Consider the following 21,161-nt stretch of genomic DNA (forward strand, 5'->3'; position numbering starts at 1 on the left):
CCCCGCCGACGGGTCGGCGGGGGCGACGGTCCTCGGGTGCGACGGCGTCAGCTCTCCGTGGGCGCCGGAAGCGCGCACGACCAGCCGTAGACCTCGTCGGGCTGCAGCGACGCGGTCACCTGCTGGGCGGAGGTCAGCTGGGCCCCCGACAGCCGTGGTGCCAGCACTTCGGCGCGCGTCTGCATCGCCGCCTCGGCGTCCTCGTCCAGCGTCAGCACGTGGATGCCCAGCACCGAGTCACCCGCGTAGATGACGTCGTCGTGCCACATCGGCATGAACGCGTTGCCGCCCTCGGGACGGAAGTACGCCACCTGGATCGGGTCGGTCGGGTCGCTGACGTCGAGGAACCGGAAGCCCTGGGTGTACCAGGCACCGGCCGCGATCCCGTCGCGCAACTGGAAGTAGTGCGCGGAGCAGGTGATCGGCGCGACGTCCAACGCCGAGCCCTCCTTGTCCGCGACGCTCCACACGCCGACCTGCTCGAGCGCGAAGCCCGGCTCGGTCTCCGGGTCCGCGTCCTCGTCGTACCAGCCCTGACCGTCCTTCGCGCCCTCGATCGAGGCGATGTAGAACTTGCCCGCCTCGGAACACGGCGCGGAGAAGTTCTCGTCGGTGACGTAGAGCAGGTCGCCGGTCGCCCAGTCGCCGCCGGCACCGTCGGCCAGGCCGGGACGCCGCGGACGCTCGGAATCGGTCAGCAGCCGGTCTCCGGCCCCGTCGATCGGACGCTCGGAGTTGTGGATCGCACCGAACATGCGCGACGGGTCGTCGGGGTCGTTGTACTCGCCGACCTCACCGCCGGCGAAGGGCACCGGGTCCCAGGCGGTCGCCTCGCGCGGCAGGCCGTCGTTGGTCGGGTCCGGGTGGATCCCGTCGGTCCAGTAGCCGCGCACACCCCCGCGACCGGACACCCACGCGACGCCGGCCTGGTCGACCTGGACGTCGTGTGCGTAGTCGGTGGCGCCGCGGTAGCGGCCCGTGTCCACGGGCTCCTCGAACGTGGTGATGTTCGTCAGGTCGCGCACGTCGGTGACGAAGATCGGCCGGCCGATCCACTCGTCCGGCTGGTAGGCCGCCGTGGCCGGACCACCGCTCCACAGGTAGTCGCAGTCGTTCACGCAGGTCGCCGTGTGCCCGGCGGGCACCTCGTGGAAGAGCACGACCTCGGGGGCGGTCACGTCGGACAGGTCGATCACGTAGAAACCGGCCACCCCGGTGGGTTGCGGGTTCTGGAACGCCCGTGGGTCACGCGACAGGAACGCGACCTGACGGTCCTTGTCGATGTTGAGCGACTCCGCCGACCAGAACGTCCCTTCCGCGTCGTCCGCGTCGAGGTCGTAGTCGTCGTCGTCGAGGCGCAACTCGTCCAGTTCGACGGCACCGACCTCCTGCGGGTCCAGCGGGTCCGTCAGGTCGTAGACGCGCAGCCCCATGGCGGTACCGAACGCCACCATGTACTCGGTCCCGCCCTGCTCCATCACGTTGATCGACGACACGCCCCGGACGTCGATGGTGGTGTGATGGGTCACGCCCTGCGAGGTCGCCTGGTCGAGCCCTTCGACGTGGCGGACCGTCCGCCACACGAACGACGCGGCCTGGTCACGGCGCAGGTCGCGACGCGGCCGGAAGGTGCCGTCGTCGAAGCCCAGCGCGATGCCGAGGTCGGCCAGCGCGTTGATCTCGTCGGCGTGCACGCTGCCGGCGAGGTCGGTGAACCGGTCCTCGCCGTCGACCGCGTCCGGGCTGAACCACCGGTGCAGCACGGCGGCGACCTGGTCGCGGGTGATGTGCGCGTGGGGACGGAACGTGCCGTCCCGGTAGCCCTGCACGAGGCCGGCCTCGTAGGCGGCGGCGATGTTGTCGGTGTGGTCGAACTCCGGGACGTCGTCGAACGGTCGGGCGTCCGACGGGGGCAGCCCCGCGGCGCGGACGACGACGCTGGCGAGCTGGGCCCGTGTCAGCGTGCCACCGACGTCGAAGCGCCCGTCCGTACGGCCCTGCATGATCCCGCGCTCGGCGAGCTCGTAGATGGCCTCACCGTGTGGTCGTGTATCGGGGTCCACGTCGCTGAACGGCGGCTGTGCCGCGGCAGTGGCGACCGTGGACGCGACGAGCGTCCCGGCCGCCAGCACGGCGATCCCACCGTTCCGGCGCGTGAACCGTCGTTTCGTGACGGTCACGTCGTACTCCCTCTCTCCATGGCCGCATGGCCGCGGCCCATGGCGACCCTAGGTGGCGGCCGGGCGGCCGTGGGGCCGCATGCGCTGACGGCACGACGCCCGCAGCGTCAGGCGGGCGCCGCATCGACGACGACCAGGACCGTGTCCGCGTCGACGTACTCACCGGGGGCGACGTGAACGGCGGCCACCTCACCGGCGACGGCAGCCGTGATCCGGTGCTCCATCTTCATCGCCTCGATGACGGCGAGGAGGTCGCCGCGGGCGACCCGGTCGCCGGGAGCGACCGCGACCCGGGTGACCGCGCCGGGCATGGGCGCCGTCGTGGCACCCGCCACCTCGGCGGCCGCCGCAACGGGGAAGCGCGGGAGCACGGTGACGCCCACCCAGCCACGGGCCGTGTCGACCAGTGCGACGCGCACGGCCTGCTCCCCCGCGCCGGCCGGCGTCAACCATCGCACGGCCAGCCGTCGGCGGTGCCCCTCGACCTCGAGGGCGAGGAAGTCGGGCCCGACCTCGATCACCTCGACGTGCTGCTCGGACGCGGGTGCGGCGTCGTCCTGCAGCACGCCCGGGCTCACGTCGTCGAAGACCCCGATTCGCCAGGCGCCTCCGTCGCGGTCGCGTGGCTGGATGCGCACCGTCCGGGGCGCGGTCGCTCCCGGAGCCGTCACCCGGAGCTGCTGCCCGAACGCCCGGGTGTTCGAGAACCCGGCGGGGACGCCCCGGGGCAGCGCGCCCGAGTCCGCCGTGAGCAGGGCGTGCAGGCCGGCGGCGGCCACGGCGAGCTCGACGGCCGCCGGATCCGGTGCCGGCAGGGGCCGCGTCGCGGGGTCGAAGCGCTCGGCGAGGAAGGCGGTGGTCGTGTCGCCTTGGAGGAACGCGGTGTCGCGCAGGACGGCGACCAGCAGGTCGCGGTTGGTGGTGGCGTGCAGCAGCGTCCGCTCGAGCGCGGCGGCGAGCCGGCCGGCGGCCTCGCCGCGCGTCGGCGCCCAGCCGATGGCCTTTGCCAGCATCGGGTCGTAGTCCGGACCGACGACGTCGCCGCCGCGGACGCCGACGTCCCAGCGGATGCCGTCCCCCGCGGCCGGCTCGAACACGAGCAGCGGGCCTGGCGCCGGCCGGTGGCCGTGCGCGGGATCCTCGGCGTACAGCCGCGCCTCGATGGCGTGGCCAGCCTGCCGGACGTCCGCCTGCGCGAACGGCAGCGGCAGGCCCGCCGCGACCAGGAGCTGGAGGCGCACGAGGTCCAAGGTGCCGTCACCGTCGTCGCCGGCGATGCGGACCGTCGCCTCCGTCACGGGGTGCTCGACCTGCAGCCGCGTGTTGACCTCGAGGAAGGCGAACGCCTCCCGGGGATCGACCTCCTCACCGCCACGCCGCCGCGCCAGCACGGCGTCGTCCGCGACGAATTCGACCGTGCCGGCGTTGACGTAGCCGATCGCACGGGCGGCGCTGACCGCGGCCGAGGTCAGGGCCTCGCGCACCTCGGTGTCCACGGCCGGGGACGGGGTCTCCTCGACGACCTTCTGGTGCCGGCGCTGGATGGAGCACTCGCGCTCGAACAGGTGCACCACGGCGCCGTGGGCGTCGGCGAGGACCTGCACCTCGAGGTGGCGGGGGCGCTGGACGAACCGCTCGAGGAAGACCCGGTCGTCGCCGAACGCCGACGCCGCTTCGCGCCGCGCACCCGAGACGGCCTCGTTCAGCTCCGCCGGGTCGGCGACCAGGCGCATGCCCTTGCCCCCACCGCCCGCCGCCGCCTTCACCAGCAGCGGATAGCCGACCTCGTGCGCCAGTTCGGCCACCTCTGCGTCGTCGAGGCCCGACGTCAGCTCGCGGCCCGGCAGGACCGGAACGTCCGCAGCCGCCAGGCGTCGCTTGGCCTCCAGCTTGTCGCCCATCGCCGCGATGACGTCCGGCGGCGGCCCGATCCAGGTGAGGCCGGCCGCGGCCACCGCCGTTGCGAACGCGGCGTTCTCCGAGAGGAAGCCGTAGCCGGGATGGACCGCGTCGGCGCGGCAGCGCAGCGCCGCCTCGACGATCCGGTCGATGCGCAGGTAGCTGTCGACCGCCCGGGCACCGCCGATGCGGACCGCCTCGTCGCAGACCTCGACGTGGAGGGCGTCCGCGTCGGCGTCCGAGAACACGGCCACGGTGGCGATGCCGAGCTGCCGGCAGGTCCGGGCGACCCGGACGGCGATCTCGCCGCGGTTGGCGATCAGGACGCGGCGCGGCAGCCGCGGAGCGGAGGTCGGCACGGCGCTCACATCCGGAACACGCCGAAGCCGGTGGCGCCCCGGACCTCGGCGGAATGAACGGCGGAGAGGGCGAGCCCCAGGACGTGCCGGGTGTCGCGCGGGTCGACCACCCCGTCGTCCCAGCCTTGACCGGTGGCGTAGAGGGCGTTGGACTCCTGTTCGATCTGCTGCTCGACCATGCGGCGTACCGCCGCGTCCTGCTCCTCGTCCCACGGCTCGCCACGGTTCTCCGCGGCGCTGCGCGCGACGATCGACAGCACGCCGGCCAGTTGCTGGGGGCCCATCACCGCGATGTGGTGATTGGGCCACGTGAACAGCATTCGGGGGTCGTAGGCGCGCCCGCACATGCCGTAGTTGCCGGCCCCGTACGAGGCGCCGGTCATGAGCGTGAGGTGGGGCACCTCGGAGTTGGTGACGGCGTTGATGAGCTTCGCACCGTCCTTGACGATGCCGGCCTGCTCGTAGTGGGTGCCGACCATGAAGCCGGTGATGTTCTGCAGGAACAGCAGCGGGACGGGCAGGCGGTTGCACAGCTGGATGAACTGTGCCCCCTTCTCCGCCTCCTGGTTGAACAGGACCCCGTTGTTGGCGAGCACGCCGACCGGGAAGCCGTGGATCGACGCCCACCCGGTGACGAGGTTCGGCCCGTAGGCGGGCTTGAACTCCTCGAAGCGCGACCCGTCGACCACGCGTGCCAGCACCTCGCGGCTGTCGAACGGCTCGCGCAGGTCCACCGAGGCAATCCCGAGCAGGTCCTCCGGATCGTGCAGCGGCGGGTCGGCCGGCTCGCTCGGGCCCGGACCGGCCTTGTTCCAGCGCAGGTGACCGACGACGTCGCGGGCGATGCGGATGGCGTCGATCTCGTCGTCGGCGAGGTAGTCGCCCAGACCGGACGTGCGCGCGTGCATCACGGCCCCGCCGAGCTCCTCCTCGTCGGCCTCCTCGCCGGTGGCCATCCTCACCAGGGGCGGCCCACCCAGGAACACCTTGGAGCGGTCGCGGACGAGCACGGTGTAGTCGCTCATGCCGGGTACGTAGGCGCCACCCGCGGTCGACGAGCCGAAGACCACCGAGATCGTCGGGATCCCCGCCTTCGACAGCGCGGTGAGGTCGTGGAAGGTCCGACCGCCGCGCACGAAGATGTCCTTCTGCGTGCGCAGGTCCGCGCCGGCGGACTCCGTGAGGTTGATCACGGGCAGCCGGTTCTGCGCCGCGACCTGCAGGCCGCGCAGCGCCTTCGTGACCGAGAACGGGTTCGAGGCGCCGCCCTTCACGGTGGGGTCCGCGCCGGTGACGAGGCATTCCACGCCACGCACGACACCGATGCCCTGCACGACCGAGCCACCGACGTGGAAGTCGCTGCCCCAGCCGATCAACGGCTGCAGCTCCAGGAACGGGCTGCCGGGATCCAGCAGCAGGGCGATCCGTTCACGGATCGTGAGCTTGCCGCGCTGCCGGTGCCGCGCGAGCTTGTCCGGCCCGCCGCCGGCTGCCGCCGCCACGAGCTGCGCCTCGATCTCGGCCAGCAGCGCCAGATTCGCCTCGCGGTTACGCGCGAAGCCCTCCGAGGTCACGTCGACCCGCGACCCCAGTACGCCGCCTCCGACGCCCACCGGCCCTCCTGATTCGCGCCGCATCGTCTCACGTCCGACGTACGGAACGGAAACCTACAGAACGTTCTGGCCGGGCGCCGCGTCGGCGAACACGTTCAGGACGTGCCCATCTTCCGAAGACCGTCGACCAGGACCTCGATCTCCTCGTCGGTCAGGCGGGCGCCGCGATGCACCAGGGTGAAGCGCCGGGGCGGCATCCCACGACGACCGCTCGGGATGCGGACCACGGCCAGCACGCTCAGCTGGCGGCCAGAACGCGGTCCTTTCCGGCATGCTTGGCCGCGTACAGCGCACGGTCGGCAGCCTGCAACAGCAGTTCCCCGTCCATCCCGACGCGCAGCTCGGCGACGCCGACGCTGGTCGTCACCTCGAGTCCGTGCGCGAGTTCCGCCCACCGGCCGTCGTCTCGCACCGCGACCCGGACGTCCTCGGCGATCCGGTGGGCCTGCACGTGGTCGCAGTCCGCGAGCACGACGACGTACTCCTCACCGCCGTAGCGGGCGCAGGCGTCGGTGGGCCGGACCGATGCCTGCAGCAGCGTGGCCACGCGCCGCAGCACCTGGTCCCCGACGGCGTGCGAGAACCGGTCGTTGACCTGCTTGAAGTCGTCGAGGTCGAGCAGCAGCAGGGCGGTCGGTCGCCCGTCGACGCGGCGCCGGACCGCCTCGTCCAACACCTGCTGCAGACCACGCCGGTTGAGCAGGCCGGTCAGCGCGTCGGTGATGCGGTCACGCTCCAGACGCTCGAGCTGGTAGCGCACCTGCAGGGCCCGCACGCGCTGCTCGGAGGCCGTGTCGAACAGGCTGCGCTCGACCTCGCGCAGGTGCCGGAGCCAGCGCAGCGCCTCCGTCGGCTTCCCGAGGTCCTCGCAGAGGTCGGCCAGCGCCTCGGCGGACTGGGCGCACTCGCGTGGTAGCCCCAGCCGCTCGGCATCACCGTGCGCCTGGAGCAGCAGGGACGTGGCGCGCCCGGGCTCGTCGGCGCCGACGAGGCGACCCAGCCGCATGCGGCTCTCCACGGCCCCGTGGAGGTGTCCCGCCCGCCCGTAGTTGCGCAGGGCCGCCTCGTAACCGCTGCGGGCGTCGGCGAGCGCGCCAGCCACCTCGTCGGCCATCGCGAGGTTGTGCTCGGTCATCGCGACGCCGCGCCACTCCCCCGCCGCGGCGAAGGCCCGGCGCGCCGTGTGCAGCAACGCCCGTGCCGCGAGGACGTCGCCCTCGGCGGTCGCGATCTTCGCGAGGTTGTTGCGCACCCCGGCGGCGGCGACCTCGTCCTGCAGGTCCTCGTGCAACGCGAGGCAGCGTTCGTAGGCCTGACGGGCGTCGGTGAGATCGCCACGGCTGTAGAACGTCACACCGATACGGTTGAGCGTCGCGGCGGCACCGGCCAGGTCGCCCAGCTGTTCGTACAGCGCCAGGGCATCGAGGAGCCGCTCCATGCCGGTCGACACCTCACCGAGCACGCATTCGAGATAGCCGTACTCGGCCAGTGCAGGGGCGCGGTCGTCGGCCGACGCCGCCTCGTCGAGGATCGCCACCGCCTCGAGCAACGCCCGAAGCGCCGGCATGTAGTCGTTGCGCAACGCGTGGCAGGCGCCCTCGAGCGTGAGCGCCCGGCCGCGCAGCACGTCGTCGCCGGTCGCGCTGGCCCGGTCGCGCAGCCGCTGCGCCACGTGCAACGCTGTCTGCGGATCCTGCCGTCGCCGTCGCCACGCGGTGTCGAAGTCGTCGAGTTCCTCGAAGCCCACTCGGTCCCCAGGTCGTGGACGTCCACTGCCCCACCCGAGTCGTCCCCGCTCGGGTACCGGTCGGGATCCTAGACGCTGACGGGCCGTGGGCGGCACGGAAGGTGGGACACCGGTCCCTGCCCACCTGGCTCCGGGAGTCCTTCACTGATGGTCCGGTCGGGGGGCCGGACCGGCGGGAGCCGGGGGCACGACGCGTGAACGGCGCGCCAGGACCAGCCGCGCCGTCGAACCGACGGGGGCGGCATGGGACGGGGCAACGATCGGCCTGCAGGTGCGGCGCAGGGCGGCCCGGCGGGCACCACACCGGCACAGACGCGCCAGAGCGTGCGGGTCGCCGACGACCTCGACGACCCCGGTTGGGACCAGTTCCTGCGCGCGACCGGCTACGCCCACCACACGCAGAGCTCGGTGTGGGCACAGACCAAGGTACGCGAGGGCTGGGAGCCCTTGCGTGTGATCGTCGAGCGTGGCGGATGCATCACCGCTGGCGCTCAACTGCTGTGCCGGCAGTTCGCCGGCGTCGGCGGCGTGGCGTACCTGCCGCGTGGGCCGGTGGCCGCGGCCGGCGACCCGGCGGCGGCGGATGCCGTGATGGTCCGGCTGGGTCAGGTGGTGCGCGAAGCCCGCATCCATGCCGTACTGATCGAGCCCGATCCGACCACGGCTACCTCGGTCCGCGGCCTCGCTGCCGACGGCCTCGTCGCCACCCGCCAGCGACTGTCCCTCGGGGCCACGACGGTCGTCGACCTCACGCGTGACCCGGACGCGTTGCTGGCCGGGATGCGCACCAAGACCCGGTACAACATCCGCGTCGCCGAGCGGCGAGGTGTCGAGGTCCGCCACGGCGGCGCGGACGATCTGCCGACCTTCCATCGGTTGCTCGTGGCGACCGGCCAGCGGCAGGGCTTCGAGGCGCCCTCGCTCGACTACTTCCGACGCTGGTTCGAGCTGCTCGGGGCGCGAGGTCACCTGCAGCTGTTCCTCGCGGAGTACGGCGGTGAGCCGGTCTCGGGCATGCTCGGCGTCACGTTCGGGTCCACGTTCGTCTACAAGCGCGGCGCCTGGTCCGGCGAGCACAGCGGGCTGCATCCCAACGAGGCCCTGCACTGGGCCGCCATGCGCTGGGCACGCGACGCCGGCTACCGGCGCTACGACTTCGACGGCATCGAGCGCTCGGTGGCCGAGCGGGTGGCCGGCGGCCACCCGCTCCCCAAGGAGGCGGTGTCGTCGGTCACCCGCTTCAAGCTCGGCTTCGGCGGCGAGGTGATCCTGTTGCCCTCCAGCCGGCTCCTGCTGCCCGGCCGGTTCCAGCGGCGGCTGTACCGGCTCGCGGGGCGACGGCTCGAGCGCACACGCGTGCTGCGTCGCCGGTTGCGTGGCGCCCTGGTCAGCGCCCGGACCGTCTGACGCGCTGCGGGGCAGGTGTCACTGCCACGACGGCGGTGCTTCGGGCTCACTCGGCGCGCCGGTGAGAACGCCCGTCGCCCTTCGAGGTAGCCATGACCGAGACGCTCAGCCAACCGCTCGTCACGCCGCACGGAGGCGTCCTGCACGACCTGCGGGTGTCCCCGGAGCGGGCCGAACGGCTCGTCCACGCGTCGCGGAACTGGCCGTCGTGGACGCTGACCGATCGGCAGCTGTGCGACCTCGAGCTCCTCGCCACCGGCGGGTTCTCCCCCCTGACGGGCTTCCTGCAGCGCAGCGAGTACGAGGCCGTCCGCGACCGCATGCGACTGCCGGCGGGGACCCTGTGGCCGATCCCCGTCACGCTCGACGTCACGGAGGCCGTCGGCCGCGGCCTGCACCCGGGCGACGACATGGCGCTGCGCGCCCCCGACGGCACGCTGCTGGCCGTGTTGCGGATCCGGGACGTGTGGCGTCCCGACCTGCGCCGGGAAGCGGCCGCGGTGTACGGCAGCACGGACCCCGCGCACCCAGGCGTGCGTCACCTGCTGGAGCAGACCGGCCCCTGGTACGTCGGAGGGCCGCTCGAGGTGCTGCGGCCGCCGGCCCACCACGATCATCGCGACCTGCGGCTGACGCCGGCCGAGTTGCGGGCACGGCTGGCCGAGCAGGGGTGGACCCGCGTCGTCGCCTTCCAGACCCGCAACCCGATGCACCGCGCCCACGTCGAACTCACCCGGCGGGCGGCACGCGAGGTCGACGCGAAGCTGCTGATCAACCCCGTCGTCGGCATGACCAAGCCGGGCGACGTCGACCACCACACGCGCGTCCGGGTCTACCGGGCCGTCCTGGCGCGGTACCCGCAGGGCACGGCGATGCTGGCGCTGCTGCCTCTGGCCATGCGCATGGCCGGTCCGCGTGAAGCGCTCTGGCACGCGATCATCCGCAAGAACCACGGGATCGACCACCTCATCGTCGGGCGTGACCACGCCGGACCGGGCGAGGATCCGGACGGCGTGCCGTTCTACGGCCCCTACGACGCCCAGGACCTGCTGCGGGAGCACGACGAGGAGTTGGGCGTCCGCATGGTGCCGTTCCGGCAGATGGTGTACGTGCAGGACCTCGACGCCTACGCCCCCGTGGACGAGCTGCCGCCGGACGCGACGACCCGGTCGCTGTCGGGGACCGAGCTGCGGCAGCGGCTGGCGACGGGCGGCGAGATCCCCGACTGGTTCACGTTCCCCGAGGTCGCCGACGAGCTCCGGCGCACCTATCCGCCGCGCAACCGGCAGGGCCTGGTGATCCTGCTGACCGGGCTCTCCGGCGCCGGCAAGTCGACGATCGCCAACGTCCTCGTCGAACGGTTGCTCGAGCTCGGCGGACGCCGGGTCACGCTCCTCGACGGCGACCTCGTACGCCGGCACCTGTCCAGCGAGCTCGGGTTCTCCCGCGAGCATCGCGACCTCAACGTGCGGCGCATCGGCTTCGTCGCCGCGGAGATCGCGAAGAACGGTGGCGTGGCCATCTGCGCACCCATCGCGCCGTACGACGCCGCCCGTCAGGCCGTGCGGCGCCTGGTCGAGGACGCCGGCGGCGCGTTCGTCCTCGTCCACGTCGCCACGCCCCTGGAGGTCGCCGAGGCCCGCGACCCGAAGGGGCTGTACGCCAAGGCCAGGGCGGGGCTGCTCCCGGAGTTCACCGGCGTGTCCGACCCGTACGAGCCGCCACACGACGCCGACGTCGTGCTCGACACCACCGATGGCTACCCCGAGCAGGCGGCCGACCTGATCCTCCAGCACCTCGAGACCCGTGGCTTCTATCCCGCCGTCGCGTCGTCGCAGGTGTGACCCGGGACAGGAGTCACTTCACGGGGGCTCGGCCGCGCCGCAGGCTGCTGCGCGGGGGAACGAGGGGAGGCCCATGAAGGGTGACGTGATGCGGTCGGCGACCAGCACCCGGCCGTGGGGGCGCTACACGATCATCGACCACGGCACCGGCTACCAGGTCAAACGCATCGAGGTCCTGCCGGGCCAGCGGCTGAGCTACCAGCGCCACGTCCACCGCGCCGAGCACTGGACCATCGTGGACGGCGACGGTTACGTCGTCCTCGACGGCGACCGGTTCGACGTGCGGCCGGGCTCGCGGGTGCACGTCGAGCGCGGGATGGCGCACCGGATCGCCAATCCGGGTCCGCTGCCGCTCACCTTCATCGAGGTGCAGCTCGGCAGCTACCTCGGCGAGGACGACATCGTCCGGCTCGACGACGACTACGGCCGGCGCTCCGACACGCCCGCCGCCACGGCCGGGACGGGCGCATGACCGGCGTTGCCACGCTGGCGGTCGTCGATCCGGTCGACGACACGGCCTGGGACCAGCTCGTCCGCCAGCACCCGTTCGGCACGGTGTTCCACTCGCCGCCGTGGCTTCGCGCCCTGCAGGACACCTACGGCTTCCGGTTCCGCGCGAACCTCGCCCTCGACGGCGAGGGACGGCCCAGGGCCGGTCTGGTCCACAGCCGCATCGAGGACCCGCTGGGCAGTCGCGTCCTCAGCCTGCCGTTCTCCGACTTCTGCGACCCGCTCGTGGACGAACCGGCGACCTGGCAGGCGCTGACCCGCGACCTGCTCACCGAGGCGGACCGGGTCCAGCTGCGCTGCCTGCACAACGAGATCCCCCGGGCCGACGAGCGCTTCGAACTGCTCGACCGGGCCGTGTGGCACCGCGTCGACCTGCGGGGTACGCACGAGGAGGCCTGGGACCGACTGGACGCCTCGGCACGGCGGGCGATCCGCCGGGCACGCGACGCGGGCCTGCGGGTCGTCGAGGCGCGCAGCGAGGGCGACCTGCGGCAGTTCTTCGAGCTGCACCTGCAGGTGCGCAAGCACAAGTACCGGCTGCTGGCCCAGCCCTACCGGTTCTTCCTCGCGTTGTGGGACGAGTTCGTCGGCGCCGGTGACGGCACGCTCCTGCTCGCACGACGCGACGCGGACGTCGTCGGCGGCGTGTTCTTCCTCGGCTGGGGCGACACGCTCTACTACAAGTTCAACGCCTCCGACCCGCAGCACCTCGGCGTGCGCCCCAACGACCTGGTCGTGTGGGAGGCCATGGCGATGGCTCGCGAGCGCGGCTACCGCTTCCTCGACTTCGGGCTGAGCGCGTGGGAGCAGGAAGGGCTGCAGCGCTTCAAGCGCAAGTACGCCACCGAGGAACGCGACATCGCGCTGCTGCGGCACACGGCCACGGCACCCGGCGCGCACGTCGCCGAGACCCGGCGCCTGCTGGAGCTGTTCACCGGGTTGGCCGTCGGCGACCGCACCCCGGATCACGTCACGGAGGCCGCGGGGAATGTCCTCTACCGCTACTTCGCCTGAGCTGCGCCCGACCGCCGGCACGCCGACGCACGCGGTTGCCACCCCCGGGCCGCGCGGGCGACGGCGTCGCCACTGCATGGTGGTGCACGCCTACTACCCGCTCGGCGAGACCCGCGTGCAGCGGGAGGCCGAGGCACTGCTGGCCGACGGCTGGGACGTCGACGTACTGTGCCTGCGGGCACCGGGCGAGCGGCAACGGGAGACGGTCGACGGTGTGCGCGTCCGCCGCCTGCCGGTCCGCCGGCATCGTGGGCAGGGCATGGGGGTGCAACTGCTCGAGTACCTCGCGTTCGCCGCGGTGGCGCTGGTGCAGGTGAGCCTGCGGCAGGTGTGGCGGCACTACGACGCGGTCCAGGTCCACAACCCGCCGGACCTGCTGGTGTGGTGCGCGCTCGTCCCGAAGGTGCTGGGCGTCCCCGTGGTGTTGGACGTCCACGACCTGACACCGGAGTTGTTCGCCTCCCGCGCGACGGGCCGGCGGGCCCGGCTGCTCGAACGGCTGGTGGGTTGGCAGGAACGCCTCGCGTGCCGGTTCGCCGACCACGTCATCACCGTGACGCGGCGGTGGCGCCGGCGACTGGTCGCCCGCGGGGTGCCGCCGGAGGACGTCACGGTCACCATGAACGTGGCCGATCCCCGCCACTTCCGCCGCGACGACGCGGCGCCGGTCTCGACGCCGGCGTCCGCGTCGGCCGACGGCGCCTTCCACGTCGTCTACCACGGCACGCTGACCGAGCGTTACGGCGTCGACGTGCTGCTCGACGCGGCCGCGCGCCTCCGCGACGACCTGCCGGGCCTGCGCGTGAGCATCCTCGGCGACGGCGACGCCCGCCCGCAGTTGCTGGCGCAGGCCGACCGCCTCGGGCTGGGCGGCACGGTGACGTTCAGCGCCGGGATGCTGCCGGTGCAGGACGTCGTCGCGATCCTCCGGACGGCGGACCTCGGCGTCGTCCCGAACCGCCGCAATCGGTTCACGGACGAGATCCTGCCCACCAAGCTGCTGGAGTACGCGAGCCTGGGCATCCCGGTCGTCGCCAGCTGGACGCCGGCGCTGGAGGCCGATCTCGACCCGGGCATGGTCGCGTTCTGCACGGCCGACGACGCCGACGAGCTCGCGTCCCGCATCCGGGCCCTGCACGACGACGGGCCGCATCGCACCGCGTTGTCGCAGGCCGCCGGCGACTTCGCGCGGCGCCACGACTGGCGTGCCGTCGGCGCCGCCTACACGGAACTGATCGACGCATTGAGCCGCCGCCGGCGGACGACGGCACCGCACTCCGAGGGGGAGGTCGTGCGATGACCCGCATCGCGGTGTTCGGGCTGGGCTACGTCGGTGTCGTGAGTGCGGCCGTCCTGGCCGACCACGGCCACGACGTCGTAGGCGTGGACACCAACGTCACGAAGGTCGGGATGGTCACCGAGGGCCGCAGCCCCATCGTGGAGCCCGGCCTGGACGACCTGGTGCACCGCGGTGCCACGAGCGGCCGCCTGCGCGCCACCGTGGACGCCGAGGAAGCCGTTCGATCCAGCGACCTCAGCCTCGTCTGCGTCGGGACGCCCAGCCATGCCAACGGCTCCCTCGACCTCACCGCCGTGCAGAAGGTGTGCCACCAGATCGGGGCCACCCTCGGCGAGCAGGCCGAGGGACACGTGGTCGTCGTGCGCAGCACCGTGCTGCCCGGCACGACGCGGGAACTGGTGATCCCCACCCTGGAGCAGGCCTCCGGGCGTACCGCCGGACGCGACTTCCACGTGTGCGTGAACCCCGAGTTCCTCCGCGAGGGCAGCGCCATACGCGACTTCCACCGGCCACCGTTCACGCTGGTCGGCGCGACCGACGCCACCGCGGCGGCCACCGTCACCGGCCTCTACGAGCGGGTCGACGGTGAGCCGCTCGTCACGGCGATCGAGGTCGCGGAGACGATCAAGTACGGCTGCAACGCCTGGCACGCGCTCAAGGTCGTGTTCGCCAACGAGCTCGGCAGCATCTGCAAACAACAGGGCGTCGACAGCCACGACGTCATGGACATCCTCTGCAGCGACACGCGGCTGAACATCTCCAGCGCCTATCTGACGCCGGGGTTCGCCTTCGGCGGCTCCTGCCTGCCGAAGGACCTGCGCGCCCTGGTCCAGCACGCCCGCAGCCTCGACGTCGAGGCGCCGCTGCTGGGCGCGATCCTGGACAGCAACCAGCGCCACGCCGATCGCGCCTTCGAACTGGTGCGACAGGCCGGCGGCCGCCGCATCGGCGTGCTGGGACTGAGCTTCAAGGCCGGCACCGACGACCTGCGCGAGTCACCGACGGTCGCCCTCGTCGAACGGCTGATCGGCAAGGGCTACCAGGTCCGGATCTTCGACCGGAACGTGTCGCTGTCCCGACTGCAGGGCGCCAACCGGGCCTACATCGAGCAGGAGATCCCCCACATCGGGGCGCTGATGGTCACCGACCCGGCCGAGTTGCTCGAGGAGAGCGACGTGCTCGTGGTGGGCAACGCGGCGTCCGAGTTCCGCGAGATCATCGCGAAGGCCGGACCCGAGCACCGCATCGTCGACCTGGTCCGCGTCGCCGGCGTCGACGGCGTCGGTGACCACTACGCCGGCATCTGCTGGTGAGCGGCCCGGCACCCGCACGCGTCCGCCTCGGCACGCCTGTGCGCACCGTCTCGGCCGCCGTCGAGGAGGGCGGACCGGTCGACTTCGCGACGGCGGCCCGTGTGGTGACGGCGACGCCCGACACGCGGACCCAGGACACCTGGGACCGGTTCCTCGCGAGGACACCCGACGGAAGCTTTCGTCAGTCGACGGCGTGGGCGCGCGTGAAGGCCCGGCAGGGTTGGCACGCCAGCCGCGTCGTGCTCCGCCACGGCGACGAGATCCTGGGCGGGGCGCAGGTGCTGTCGAAGCCGCTGCCCGGTGGCCCGATCACCGGCCGCATCGCCTACTGCAGCCACGCACCACTGCTGCGCGAGCCCGACCCGGTCCTCGCCACCCGCATCCTGGCGCAGCTACGGGTCTGGTGTCGCCGTCAGCGGGTACGTGCCCTGGTCGTGCAGCCACCGCGGGGCGACCAGGCGGTCGGCCCGCTCCTCGACGACCTCGGCTGTGTGCCTTCGCCGGTCCCGGTGGCGCCACGCGCGACCGTTCGTCTCGACCTCGCCCCCGATCTGACCACGATCGAGCAGCGCCTCGGCAAGAGCCTGCGCAAGCACCTTCGCCGGGCCGCACGCGCGGGCGTCACCGTCCGCCGGGGTGGCCGCGACGACCTCGCCACGTTCCACCGCCTGCTCGTCGCCGCTGCCGCGCGCCTCGACTACGCCGTGTTCGGGCGGTCGTACTACGAGGCCCTCTGGGACGAGTTCGGCCACGACGTCGCCATCTTCCTGGCCGAGGTGCATGGTGTGCCGGTGAGCGCCCAGCTCGCGCTCGTCCACGGCGACACGCTGCACGCCCTCGCGCAGGGGTGGGACGGCTCCCACGGCGAGGCGTACCCGAACGACGTGATCGACTGGCACGTCGTCGCGCACGCGAAGACGCGTGGGCTGCGGTGGTACGACCTGGAGAACCTGTCGCTCGACGTCGCCGAGCGACTGGTCGCGGGTGTGGGGACCGACCGCCTGACGATGAACGGCAGCGACCGGTACAAGCTCAAATGGGGCAACGACGTGGTCGTGTTCCCCCAGCCGCGGCTCTACCTGCCCGATCCGGTCGTCCGTCGCCTCGGCGGCCGGATCCCGCCCTCGGCCGTCCTCGCCCAGGCCCAGCGGCTCGGCGCGCGGGTCCGGGACCTCAGGGGGAGCGCGTGAGCACGCAGGTGACGACGACGGACACGTACACGGTCGCCCTGGACGGCGAGGTCGATGACGCGGCGTGGGACGCCTTCCTCCAGGGCGTCCCGGGCGGCCACTACACCCAGAGCAGCGCGTGGGGCCGGTACAAGGCGACGTCGGACTGGCGCGCGGCACGTGCGGTCGTGCTCGAGCGTGGCGAGGTGGTCGCCGGGACGCAGCTGCTCGTCCGGCCGCTCCCCGTGCTCGGGGCCGTCGGCCTCGTCCACCACGGGCCGGTCGTGGCGCCGGGCGCCGAGGCGGCCGCGCCGCTCGCGCTGACGGCACTGCAGCGGCTGTGCCGCCGCGAGCGGGTCCGCTACGTGGAACTGCAGGCGTCCGAGGGTGCCGCGGTGCCCGAGGCGCTGCTGCACGCCCAGGGGTTCCGGACCAACGACCGCGCGGGCAGCCCCGGCGCCACCGCCCGGGTCGACCTGCGCCCACAACCGGAGGAGATCCTCGCCCGGATGCGCCGCAGCACCCGCGCCAACGTCCGCCGCGGGCTGGCCCGTGGGTTGACCGCCCGCCTGGGTGGCGACGGCGACCTGGCAGCCGTGCTGGAGCTGTACGCCCAGGCGGCTCGCCGCAAGGACTTCGTCACGATGGCCCGCTCACGCTACGAGGCGCTGTGGGACGCGCTCGGCCGTCGTGCGGGTCTGGCACAGCTGTTCCTGGTGGAGACGGAGGGCGAGTTGGTGTCGGCGCAGCTGGGCGTGCGCTTCGGTGACGGCTTCTACTCCCACCTCATGGCCTGGTCGGGACGGCACGCGGAACGCAAACCCAACGAACTGCTCGACTGGACCGCGATGACGTGGGCGCGGGCCAACGGCTGCCGGTTCTACGACTTCGAGGGCATCACGGCCACCGAGCCGGGACCGCTCGAACCGGAGGCCGTCCACGCCGACTGCTACGTGTCCGACTACAAGCTGGGCTACGGCGCCGTCGTCGTGCCCCTGCCCGGCCACTACGAGCAGGCACCCAACCCGCTGCTGCGCTGGGGACTGCAGACGGCGTTGCCGAAGGTGCAGGGACGACCGGCAGTCCAACGCCTCGAGCGCTACGTCGCCAGCACGGTGTCCGGCCGTCGTCGTGATGGCAACCTCCTGCGTGACGAGGGACCGGACGCGGCACCCGCCTGAGAGACGTCACCGCGGCGGCGCGGATCCCTCGACCAGGGCACGCAGCGCGGCCGACGCCACCCGCCACTCCGCGCGTCGGCGGGAGCGCAACCGTTCGACGCCGGCGCGATACCCGGTGAGGTCGTCCCGTAGCCGCAGGACACCGTCGCGGATGCCGTCGGCGTCGTTGGTCACGTGAACCGTGCCCTCGTCGAAGTACTCCTGGAGCAGCGGCCACCTCGACGTCACGATCGGCGTACCCAGACTCAAGGCCTCGCATGCGCCGCGCTGCATCGTGTGGTCGCGTGTGGTCAGACACAGCACGGCGTCCGACGCGGCCAGCAGCCCGTAGTAGTCCGAATCGGGCAGGAAGTCCGTGAAGGTGACGTTGGCCGGGACGTCGGCGGGCACACGTCCCGGCGCCCGTCGCAGGGATCCGGTGATGCGTACGTCCACGTCGGGCAACCCACGCGCCGCTTCGACGATCTCCTCGAGCGGCTCGTCGGGCGCGAACGTGTTGACCACGGTCAGCAGGAAGCGGTCGTCGCGAACGGGTGCCGGCCCCGGGCAGAACGCCGTCGGCACGTCGGGCAGCACGATCGCGTCCGCTCCCCAGCCGCGAAGGCGTGCCGCGAAGTGCTCGTTCGTCACCAAGGTCGCGGCGGCGCGCCGCGAGATCAGGCGATTGAGCCAGTGGGGGCGTGTCCACCAGGGGGTCAGCATCGCGTCGCTGTGGGCGTCGACCACGAAGTGGGCGCCGGTCAGCGCGGCGTGCGCAGCCACCAGCCAGGCGGCGAAGCTCGGCGGGCTCTGGACGAACACGACACGTGGCCGCCGGCGCACCAGCCGCCAGGCCGTGGCCACCGCCTGGTAGGTGTACTTGGCCGGCGCGGCCAGCAGTCCGCGACGGCGGACCCGGTGCACGAACCACGGCTCGAGGCCCAGGGCAGCAGCCAGGACCCGGCTGCGTGGCCCGTGGCTGGGCGGCCCCCAGACCAGGAAGACGCCCGGGGCGCGGGTGGTCGGCTGCTGGTCGGTGCGCGCGGTGGTCGCCATCGTCACGCCACGAACTGTTCGAGCAGCCGGCGTCCGTTGGCTTCGATGTCGAAGGCCTGCAGCACCGACGCACGGGCTCGCCCGCCCAGACGTCGGCGCAGGTCCGGATCGTCCAGCAACCGGGCCACGGCGTCGGTCAGGGCTGCCGTGTCGCCGGGCGGGACCAGGAGCCCGGTGCGTTCGTGCTCGACGGCCTCGGGGATGCCGGAGTGATGGGTCGAGACCACGGGAAGTTCCATCGCCATGGCCTCCAGCAGTGCGTTGGGGATGCCGTCGCGGTCGCCGTCGGCCGCAGTGACGCACGGCAGCACGAACGCGGAGGAACGGGCGTAGCGCTCCACGACCTCCGAGGGCGGCAGCGCACCGGTCAAGGTCACGACGTCCTGGAGGCCGTGCGCTCGGATGCGCGCGCTGAGGTCCTCGCGAAGCGGCCCCTCCCCCACGATCTCGCACGTGAAGACGTAGCCGCGGCGACGCAGTTCCGCGCAGGCGTCGACGAGGTGGACGAGGCCCTTCTTCGGCCGCAACTGCGCGACGGACAGCAGGTGTGGTTCCGCGGGGGCACGAGCGGACTGCGGCTGGAACACCCGCAGGTCGAGGCCGTGGTGGATGCACACCACCGACGGGCCCGGCGAATCGTCGTCGCGGTCGTCGGTACCGGCGCCATCGGTGTGGCGGCCGTCGGCGACCGTGCCCAGGTGTGCGGCGTTGTAGGCCGTGCAGGTCGCGACGAACTTGGCCGCCGCCAACTTCTCCGGCAGGAGCACCGGATCGACGTAGATGTCGTTGGCGTGTGCCGTCGCGCTGTAGGGCACCCCGAGCAGGCGGCTGACGACCATCGCGACGACGGCGGCTCGATCCACGAAGTGCGCGTGCACGTGGTCGACCGCGCCGCCCTGCTGCACCAGACGAGCGGCGTGGACGGCCTCGCCGACGTGCAGCAGGGTGCGCCACCGTGCCCGGGCGGAAGGATGCCGCCGTGTCAGCAGGAACACCAGGATCGACACGTAGGTCACCGGACGGCGAAGGAGGAAGTGCAGGTGGCTGTGCAACAACGCCACCGGCGTGACGGGCAGCACGTAGCGCACGTCCGCCTGCAGTCGACGTTGCCCCGGCCCCAGCGGATGACGCGGTCGCCGCAACGCCACCACCCGCACCGGGACGCCCCAGCCCCGCAGCACGTGGATCTCGCGGTCGATGAACGTCGTGGTGAGTGACGGGTAGGTGCCGATCACGTACGCGAGACGCGGCGGGCGCACCTCCGCGGCCTCGGTCGCTTCCGGTCGTCGACTCATGCCCGTCGCCTCAGAACGCAGCCGCGAGCGCGTCGGCGACGCGGTCCACGTCCCCGTCGGTCAGCGCCGGGTGCATCGGGAGGGACAGGATCTCGCGCGACAACGTCTCCGCGACCGGGAAGTCGCCCGGCAGGTAGCCGAGGTCGGCGTGAGCACGTTGCAGGTGGATCGGGACCGGGTAGTGGATGCCGGTCTCCACGCCGGCACCGGTCAGCAGCGCGCGGACGCGGTCGCGGTCCGGCGCCCGGACCACGTACAGGTGGAAGACGTGCTCGGCCCAGGGGGCGGTGTTCGGCAGGACGACGGGAAGACCGGCCAGTTGTTGGGCGTAGCGGGCGGCCAGGCGCTGGCGTTGGACGTTGCGATGATCGAGCCACGGCAGCTTCGCCATCAGGACCGCGGCCTGCAGGCCGTCGAGCCGGCGGTTGTACCCACGGATCTGGTGCTGGTTCGGTTCGGGGGCGCCGAGGTTGCGCAGCAGGCGGAGACGGTCGGCGACCTCTTCGTCGTCCGTGACCACCATCCCTCCGTCACCGAACGCGCCGAGGTTCTTGCTCGGGTAGAAGCTGAACGCCGCCGCATCGCCCAGCCCGCCCGTACGCCGCCCGCGGTAGCGACCGCCGTGGGCCTGGCAGGCGTCCTCGAGCACCCGGAGACCGTGGACGTGGGCCAGCTCGACGATCGGGGCCATGTCGGCGGCGTGGCCGTACAGGTGCACGGGCACGATCGCACGGGTGGCCGGCGTGATGGCGCGCTCGAGGGCGTGGACGTCCAGCGTCGCCGTCTCCGGATCGGCGTCGACCAGCACGGGTGTGGCACCGCAGCTGATGATGGCAGCGACGGTCGCGTAGAACGTGTTGGCCGCGGTGATGACCTCGTCGCCCGGGCCGACGCCGAACGCCCGTAGAGCGAGTTCCAGCGCCGAGAAACCGGAGTCCACGCCGACGGCGTGCGCGGTCTCGCAGTAGCGGGCGAAGGCGTTCTCGAACTCGGCCACGGGCCGTCCGAGGACGAATTCGGCGCACTGGATCACCTGGGCGAGGGCGGCGTCGATCTCGCCCTGCAGTTCCCGGTACTCCGCCTGCAGGTCGACGAAGCGGACCGGCGGAACGCCGGTGGCGGCAGCGCGGCCGACGCCCGGCTGCCGCAACGGCATGGCCTCGTCGGGCCGGAAGGGAGCGGGGGTCGCGACGGACTCCGCGCTCCCGGACGACATCGTCATGGATACCTCGTTGCGTTGCTGATCACGGCTCACGAGGCGGTCGGCACACGTGTCCCGCGCGGCCCTCGTCCCC

16 protein-coding genes are annotated in these 21,161 nt (G+C 72.6%); 8 read left to right on the top strand and 8 right to left on the bottom strand.

Going from position 1 to position 21,161, the window contains the following annotated elements; all coding sequences use genetic code 11:
* Nucleotides 1-47 precede the first annotated feature (47 nt).
* The 5 genes from ACERM0_RS19760 to ACERM0_RS19780 all read right to left on the bottom strand — a co-directional run bounded on the left by ACERM0_RS19760 (nucleotide 48) and on the right by ACERM0_RS19780 (nucleotide 7,798).
* Nucleotides 48-2,180 carry an S-layer homology domain-containing protein gene (locus ACERM0_RS19760; RefSeq protein WP_373680353.1) on the bottom strand — a complete coding sequence of 711 codons (2,133 nt, stop codon included), beginning with the start codon at nucleotides 2,178-2,180 and terminating at the stop codon, nucleotides 48-50.
* Nucleotides 2,181-2,287: 107 nt separating this feature from the next.
* The gene (locus ACERM0_RS19765) at nucleotides 2,288-4,438 is read right to left on the bottom strand and encodes a biotin carboxylase N-terminal domain-containing protein (protein WP_373680354.1); all 2,151 of its coding nucleotides are present in this window, start codon (nucleotides 4,436-4,438) and stop codon (nucleotides 2,288-2,290) included.
* A gap of 5 nt (nucleotides 4,439-4,443) precedes the next feature.
* Nucleotides 4,444-6,051 (bottom strand): acyl-CoA carboxylase subunit beta, encoded by a 1,608-nt coding sequence (locus ACERM0_RS19770; RefSeq protein ID WP_373680355.1) that lies wholly within the window; start codon nucleotides 6,049-6,051, stop codon nucleotides 4,444-4,446.
* 95 nt (nucleotides 6,052-6,146) lie between these two features.
* Nucleotides 6,147-6,278 (bottom strand): hypothetical protein, encoded by a 132-nt coding sequence (locus ACERM0_RS19775; protein WP_373680356.1) that lies wholly within the window; start codon nucleotides 6,276-6,278, stop codon nucleotides 6,147-6,149.
* Between the two features lie 11 nt (nucleotides 6,279-6,289).
* On the bottom strand, nucleotides 6,290-7,798 hold the full coding sequence (locus ACERM0_RS19780; protein ID WP_373680357.1) for a diguanylate cyclase: 1,509 nt from the start codon (nucleotides 7,796-7,798) through the stop codon (nucleotides 6,290-6,292).
* Between the two features lie 243 nt (nucleotides 7,799-8,041).
* On the opposite strand from ACERM0_RS19780, the gene ACERM0_RS19785 reads away from it, so the two are divergent.
* From ACERM0_RS19785 to ACERM0_RS19820, 8 genes are all read left to right on the top strand, one after another.
* Entirely contained in the window at nucleotides 8,042-9,205 is a 1,164-nt protein-coding gene (locus ACERM0_RS19785; RefSeq protein WP_373680358.1) for a lipid II:glycine glycyltransferase FemX, read from the top strand.
* 92 nt (nucleotides 9,206-9,297) lie between these two features.
* Nucleotides 9,298-11,049, top strand: a complete 1,752-nt coding sequence (locus ACERM0_RS19790; protein WP_373680359.1) for a bifunctional sulfate adenylyltransferase/adenylylsulfate kinase — start codon at nucleotides 9,298-9,300, stop codon at nucleotides 11,047-11,049.
* Between the two features lie 73 nt (nucleotides 11,050-11,122).
* The gene (locus ACERM0_RS19795; RefSeq protein ID WP_373680360.1) at nucleotides 11,123-11,521 is read left to right on the top strand and encodes a phosphomannose isomerase type II C-terminal cupin domain; all 399 of its coding nucleotides are present in this window, start codon (nucleotides 11,123-11,125) and stop codon (nucleotides 11,519-11,521) included.
* Nucleotides 11,518-12,573: a GNAT family N-acetyltransferase gene (locus ACERM0_RS19800; protein ID WP_373680361.1), complete on the top strand. Its 1,056-nt coding sequence runs from the start codon at nucleotides 11,518-11,520 to the stop codon at nucleotides 12,571-12,573. The genes ACERM0_RS19795 and ACERM0_RS19800 overlap by 4 nt, the downstream gene beginning before the upstream one ends.
* A 76-nt stretch (nucleotides 12,574-12,649) precedes the next feature.
* Nucleotides 12,650-13,873, top strand: a complete 1,224-nt coding sequence (locus ACERM0_RS19805; RefSeq protein ID WP_373680362.1) for a glycosyltransferase family 4 protein — start codon at nucleotides 12,650-12,652, stop codon at nucleotides 13,871-13,873.
* The gene (locus ACERM0_RS19810) at nucleotides 13,870-15,186 is read left to right on the top strand and encodes a nucleotide sugar dehydrogenase (protein ID WP_373680363.1); all 1,317 of its coding nucleotides are present in this window, start codon (nucleotides 13,870-13,872) and stop codon (nucleotides 15,184-15,186) included. The genes ACERM0_RS19805 and ACERM0_RS19810 overlap by 4 nt, the downstream gene beginning before the upstream one ends.
* A gap of 38 nt (nucleotides 15,187-15,224) precedes the next feature.
* Complete coding sequence (locus ACERM0_RS19815; protein WP_373680364.1) at nucleotides 15,225-16,376, top strand: lipid II:glycine glycyltransferase FemX; 1,152 nt, start codon at nucleotides 15,225-15,227, stop codon at nucleotides 16,374-16,376.
* Nucleotides 16,373-17,536, top strand: coding sequence for a lipid II:glycine glycyltransferase FemX (locus ACERM0_RS19820; RefSeq protein WP_373680365.1), 1,164 nt, complete (start codon nucleotides 16,373-16,375; stop codon nucleotides 17,534-17,536). Before ACERM0_RS19815 ends, ACERM0_RS19820 begins: the two co-directional genes overlap by 4 nt.
* Before the next feature lie 6 nt (nucleotides 17,537-17,542).
* On the opposite strand, the gene ACERM0_RS19825 is transcribed toward ACERM0_RS19820, so the two are convergent.
* Genes ACERM0_RS19825 through ACERM0_RS19835 form a run of 3 tightly spaced genes read right to left on the bottom strand, consistent with a single transcriptional unit; the run spans nucleotide 17,543 to nucleotide 21,088 of the window.
* On the bottom strand, nucleotides 17,543-18,571 hold the full coding sequence (locus tag ACERM0_RS19825; RefSeq protein ID WP_373680424.1) for a glycosyltransferase: 1,029 nt from the start codon (nucleotides 18,569-18,571) through the stop codon (nucleotides 17,543-17,545).
* A 2-nt stretch (nucleotides 18,572-18,573) separates the two neighbouring features.
* Entirely contained in the window at nucleotides 18,574-19,866 is a 1,293-nt protein-coding gene (locus ACERM0_RS19830) for a glycosyltransferase (protein WP_373680366.1), read from the bottom strand.
* 10 nt (nucleotides 19,867-19,876) lie between these two features.
* Nucleotides 19,877-21,088: a DegT/DnrJ/EryC1/StrS family aminotransferase gene (locus ACERM0_RS19835; RefSeq protein ID WP_373680367.1), complete on the bottom strand. Its 1,212-nt coding sequence runs from the start codon at nucleotides 21,086-21,088 to the stop codon at nucleotides 19,877-19,879.
* Between the last annotated feature and the right edge of the window lie 73 nt (nucleotides 21,089-21,161).

It is taken from the genome of Egicoccus sp. AB-alg2, from assembly GCF_041821065.1.
Classification (GTDB): domain Bacteria; phylum Actinomycetota; class Nitriliruptoria; order Nitriliruptorales; family Nitriliruptoraceae; genus Egicoccus.